Below are 5,457 nucleotides of genomic sequence, written 5' to 3' on the forward strand. Positions count from 1 at the left end.
AGCGAGGATCGGCCGACGGGCGGCGGACGAGCCGCCACACACGAACGAAGCGCTCAGCCATGACGTGCCATCCCCTGCCCTGGGCGGGCGGCCACGCCGGTGCGGCGTTGCTCGCGCGCAACCTGGTCGGCCAGAGCCCGGTAGTGGGCGACGGCGGAGCGTTTGTCGACAGGTGGCGGTGGGGCCGGGTGCGCACCGACCGCCACGCCCATAGCGGCGAGCTCGACGTGGCGCCGAGGGTCGACGGGTGCCGGCGGGGCCGGCTGCTGCTCGCCCCACACGAAGGCGGTGAGATGCCCGACCACGGAGAGGAGCCGATGTCCGGACGGCCGCCGTGAGCGGGACGCACCGATCGCGTGCGGCGGCCGTGGTCCTGCCAGAGCCGATGCACCGCTCATCGTGGCCATTGCTCGTTCCCTTCGCGCTGTCATGTCGTCGTCGAGCAGCCCATGTGCGGTCGGCCGACGTGCTCTGTGACCTACCGACCACTCAGCCGATCTGCTCACGTTTCTGCACTGTCCAGAGAGCTGATTCGTTCCCAGTATCTGCCTGTCCCGCACGCAACGCAAGGGCTTCCTGACGGGATGTGCAGCGTCCTCCGGCCGAGCGCGCCCAGCCGTCCGGAGACGGGCTGCTTCTCGTTCCCCCAGCGTCTCGACCTAGACCCGGTCGAACTCTCCTTGTCGGACACCTCCGATGAATGCCTCCCATTCGCCCGGGAAGAAGACCAGGACAGGGCCGTTGCCGAGTTGCTTGGTGTCGCGGACCCCGATCGTGCCGTCGTCGGCGAAACCGACCTCCACGCAGTTGTCACCACCGCTCGACAGGGAGGACTTCCGCCAGCCCTTGAAGGTGCGCTGTCGCATCATGATTGTGAGTCCCTTCTGGATGTGCCCGTGGCGCGGGCAGCACGCGGTGCCGCACAGCCCACAGATCGCAAACGTACTCCCAACCCGCGTGTCTTGACCACGCACCGCAGGGGGTTTCTGTGCAGCGGATCGCGCACACACGCTTGACCTGGGAGGATGCGCGAGGGGTGCGCGAAGGAAACTCTGGTGACCTCACGCAGAGTGCAACTTTGTGCGCGGAGGACGGCGATTCCCGGGCGCGCGCAAGCCTTGCCTCCGCTCTCGGATCGACCCCGACGACAGCGTCAGGAACGGCTGGAGCTACGACCCCGCGGCCACGGGCCCGACGCCGCCGTGGCTCAGGAGGCGCGCTTGGCGGTCTCGATGAGCATGTCGAGGCTGTCGGGCATCGACAGAGACGCCGCCCGGAGTCGGTCGTACAACACCTCGTAGCGCTTCACGTCGTCACCGTCCGTGAGCACGATGTCGTTGGTGACGGTGTCGACCGCCACCACCGTCGGATCGCCCGGATCCTGGAACGTGTAGATCGAGAACGCGGAGCGCGGCACGCTGTACTCGTCGATCTGGACCTCGACCGGAAGGACGCGCGCTGTTATGCGGGGGTTGCCGTTGACCGTGGCGGCGATGTGGTACAGCTGCGACTTGAGCACCTCGGGCGGGGCAGACGAACGCCGGATGGCCAGCTCGTCGATGATCGCCTCGTAGGTGGGCCCGCCCGGCCGGCGCAGCATGCGTTGGCGACCGATGCGCCCGTCAGCCGCCTTGTCGGCGTTGAACGACGGCGCGCCGGCGGCGCGGTCGGCCTCGCCCCGGGCGCGCGTGAAGTCCGAGGTCTGCAGCAGCCCGGGGATGAACGTCATCTGGAACTCGCGGATGGACTGCGCCCCGGCCTCGAGGTTGGCGTACAACGCCTGGCGCTCGCCCATGAAGCGGTTGGACTCCCACCAGCCCCGCTCGCCGGCCTCGCGGGCGATGGTCATGATCTGCGTCCAACGGTCGTCGTCGACGCCGAGCGCGTCGAGGATCTTCATGACGTCGTCCTGGTCGACCACGTGACCGTTCTCGAGCCGGGAGATCTGGGCGCGGCTCTGCCCGATCTGCTTGGCCAACTGCACGTGCGTGACCCCAGCGTGCGTTCGCAGCGCCCGAAGCTCTGCGGCCAATCGCAGCCGACGTACATATGGACTGATCATCTACGCCCCTTGGGACCCCTGCCCTTCCTGGACAGTAGAGCATTTCGTACGTCCCGGATCCAGCGACACGCCGCGCCGACCGTGTGGGTTGCAGCACCCCTGGTCAGCGAGGGTGGCGATCGTGCGTTCGCTCAGGTGTGCCAACGGGTGCGACGCGTGACGTCCGCGGGGCGCGCCGTGCCGACGTCGCGCAACGCGCCCGGTCGGCCACGGCATCACGCGGCGAGGTCAGGCCTCCACGGAGGCACTGTGCGCGCTCGCCGGGGCGCCCGGCGCGGCCGTGCCGGAGGTCGCGGCGCGCTCCACCTTCATCTGCTCCAGAAGATGTCGCCGGGTCGACTTCTTCACGAAGCGGGCCCCGATCGCCATCAACGGCCAGAGGATGAGGCCCGGCGGACGACGCACCTTGCCCGCCGGCATCGCCCCGCATCCCACGGCGACGACCTGGAGATCGTCGTCGAGCAGGGCCGGCATGTAGCGGTCGAACAGGCGCTCCCCCACCAGCCCGGACCCGGGGAACACGTAGCGGCCCGAGATGCGGCTGACGAGGATGCTCGACCCGTCGCCGGCGGGCACGACCTCGAAGGACTGGTTGTGCGGGAACGGGTCGCGGCCGGGCACCTCGGGCGCCTTGAACTCGCCGAAGGCGACGAAGTTCGGGCGGACCTCGCGGATCTTCGCCTGCCGCCGCTGCTGGTAGAACCCGAAGAAGTCGTGGTCGATCGTGATCGAGTCGCCGGCCCGTAGCTCGGTCGCCTCGGTGTCGACCTCGGCGTGCAGCATGTTCACGCTGAACAGGTTGCGCGGCGAGGACAACCAGCCCCACACGACATCGGCAGGCGCATCGACCCGCATCATCCGCTCACAGGTCCCCATCGTCGTTCCTCCTCGTCCCGCCCACCCATGATGGCGGATGGCGACGCACGTTCCGCACAGATCCACGTACGAACCGGACGAATCGTGCGGACGAGGGGATGTGGCACGTCCGCCGCCCGCGGTGGCGGACGAGCGGTCGCCTTGCAGGCCCGTTCCGTGCTGACGATGATTGCGGAGGTCGCCCCCCGAGGACCTTGACGCGAAGGACATGACGTGACTGATCGCTCGCTCACCGCCACCGGGCCGGATCGCGATCCCGTGACGATCGACAGCGAGGTCGCACACACCTCGCGGGTGTACGACTTCCTGCTCGGCGGCACCGACAACTTCGCCGTCGACCGCACCGTCGCCGCCGAGGCGTTCGCGAAATACCCCGGCGGGCTCGACGGGGCCCGCACCGACGCCCGGGCCAACCGCGCCTTCCTGGGGCGGGCGGTGCGCTTCCTCGCGGGCGAGGCCGGGGTGCGCCAGTTCCTCGACGTCGGCACCGGCATCCCCACCGCCGACAACACGCACGCGGTCGCCCAGCAGGTGGCCGCCGATGCGCGCGTCGTCTACGTCGACAACGACCCGATGGTGCTAGCCCACGCCCACGCACTGCTGCGCGGCACCGACGAGGGGGCGACCGCCTACATCAACGGTGACCTCCGCCAGCCCGACGAGATCCTTCGGCAGGCGGCGGAGACGCTCGATCTCTCGCAGCCGGTCGCGATCGTGCTCGTCGGCATCCTGCACGTGATCACCGACGACGACACGCCCGGCGAACACGTCAGCGCCCTGCTCGACGCCGTCCCCGCGGGTAGCTACCTGGCACTGTCGCACATGACCAGCGACGGCGTCGAGGCCGACAACAGCCCGGTGTGGTCGCACCTCGACGATCAGATGCGCGAGACGAACCGGCCCGCCGTTCGCCCGATCGCCGAGGTCGCCCGCTTCTTCGACGGCCTCGAGCTCGTCGAGCCGGGACTCGTCCCCGCCACCGCGTGGCGCCCCGACGCGTCGTCCGGCGGGGGCGCCCGGCCGGTCCCGGTGTACGGCGGCGTCGCCCGCAAGCTCTGACGAACGCAAGTGGTCGCCCGACCGGCACGATCTGACTGCGGCGCGAGCGCTCAGCGCGGCCGTACCGTGACTTCGTGAGGTCCGGGCGCGCCGACGCTACGACAAGGTGAAATACCCCCGGCGTCCAGTAGCGCCGGGGGTCGTGCAACGGCTATCACTCTGGGTCCGATGGGAAGCCTGGGGTCGAGCACGAGCATGGAAGACCCTCCGCGGACGAACGACCGCGCAGGGGGATGGCGTAGATCCCACGTGCCCCGGCACGCGGCCCCGCCGTCCGAACGAACAGGCCGTGGCGGCGGTCTCAGCCTCATGGCGCGGACCGTGCGGACGGCACGCGCCTACCTGCCCCGCGGCAACACCCTCGACGACACGACGTTCGCCCGACGTCACCTGTTCCTCTCGTGGGTGCTCGGCCTGCACGTACCCGCGCTGTTCGTCGTCGGCGCGAGCCAGGGCTACGACCTGTGGCACATCGCCCTCGAGCTCACCGTCCCGGTGGCGTGCGTCGTGTTCGGCCGCCTGGCGATCAACCGCCGCCTGGCCTCGTTCTTCGTCACCGCCGGGCTCGTGTACTGCTCGGTCGTGCTCGTCCACCTCTCCGGCGGTGTGATCGAGGCCCACTTCCACTTCTTCATCCTGATCGGGCTCATCGCGCTCTACCAGGACTGGGTCCCGTTCCTCTGGAACGTGGTCTTCACCGTCCTGTCCCACGGCATCGGCAGTGCCATCGCCGGCGACATCATGTTCGTCCACGGGCAGGGACAGAACCGGCCGTGGACCTGGGCTGCGATCCACGGCGCGGCCGTTCTCGCCGCCTGCGTCGGCGAGATCATCTTCTGGAAGCACACCGAGCAGGAGCAGCAGCGCAACATCGATCTGGTCGCGGAGGTGGCGGAGGCCGACGCCGCCCGGCAGAAGGCCATGTCCGAGCTGCTCGTCAACCTGGCGAGGCGCAACCAGTCGCTGCTCAACCGCCAGCTCACCGTCATCACGGACCTCGAGCTGCGCGAGCGCCAGCCGGACGTGCTCGAGGACCTGTTCCGTCTCGACCACCTGGCCACCCGCATCCGGCGCAATGCCGAGTCGCTGCTGGTCCTGTCGGGCGACGAGCCTGCCCGCCGCTGGGGCAACCCGGTCGCCCTCGGCGACGTCGCGCGCGCCGCGGCGGCAGAGGTCGAGGACTACCGCCGCGTCGAGGTACTGGTCAACGACCACATCGACATCGAAGGCCGGGCCGTGGCCGACCTCGCTCACCTGCTCGCCGAGCTCATCGAGAACGCCACGACGTTCTCGCCGCCGTCGTCGCAGGTCCAGGTCCGCAGCCACCTCTCGGCCGCCGATCGCATCAGCACCGTTCTCTCCGTCGAGGACGCGGGCATCGGCATGAGCGACGACGACCTGCGATCGTCCAACCTGCTGCTGGCGGAGGCGCCCGCGGGCGCCCCCCGGCGGGCGCCGAA

Annotated in this window: 5 protein-coding genes; 2 read left to right on the forward strand and 3 right to left on the reverse strand. The window is 69.8% G+C overall.

Translation table 11 applies throughout. The features are described 5' to 3' along the window. Nucleotides 1-659: 659 nt before the first annotated feature. From PV363_RS15665 to PV363_RS15675, 3 genes are all read right to left on the reverse strand, one after another. On the reverse strand, nt 660-866 hold the full coding sequence (locus PV363_RS15665; protein WP_301022813.1) for a DUF397 domain-containing protein: 207 nt from the start codon (nt 864-866) through the stop codon (nt 660-662). A 341-nt stretch (nt 867-1,207) separates the two neighbouring features. After that, the gene (locus PV363_RS15670) at nt 1,208-2,062 is read right to left on the reverse strand and encodes a helix-turn-helix transcriptional regulator (protein ID WP_301022814.1); all 855 of its coding nucleotides are present in this window, start codon (nt 2,060-2,062) and stop codon (nt 1,208-1,210) included. Nucleotides 2,063-2,290: 228 nt separating this feature from the next. Then, nucleotides 2,291-2,938 (reverse strand): hypothetical protein, encoded by a 648-nt coding sequence (locus PV363_RS15675; protein WP_301022815.1) that lies wholly within the window; start codon nt 2,936-2,938, stop codon nt 2,291-2,293. Nucleotides 2,939-3,151: 213 nt separating this feature from the next. On the opposite strand from PV363_RS15675, the gene PV363_RS15680 reads away from it, so the two are divergent. Beyond that, nucleotides 3,152-3,997, forward strand: a complete 846-nt coding sequence (locus tag PV363_RS15680; protein WP_301022816.1) for an SAM-dependent methyltransferase — start codon at nt 3,152-3,154, stop codon at nt 3,995-3,997. Nucleotides 3,998-4,306: 309 nt separating this feature from the next. Then, nucleotides 4,307-5,457, forward strand: a 1,151-nt coding sequence (locus PV363_RS15685; protein WP_366525496.1) for an ATP-binding protein, incomplete at its 3' end; no start/stop codon positions are given.

This window comes from Mumia sp. (assembly GCF_028803055.1).
Lineage (GTDB): Bacteria > Actinomycetota > Actinomycetes > Propionibacteriales > Nocardioidaceae > Mumia.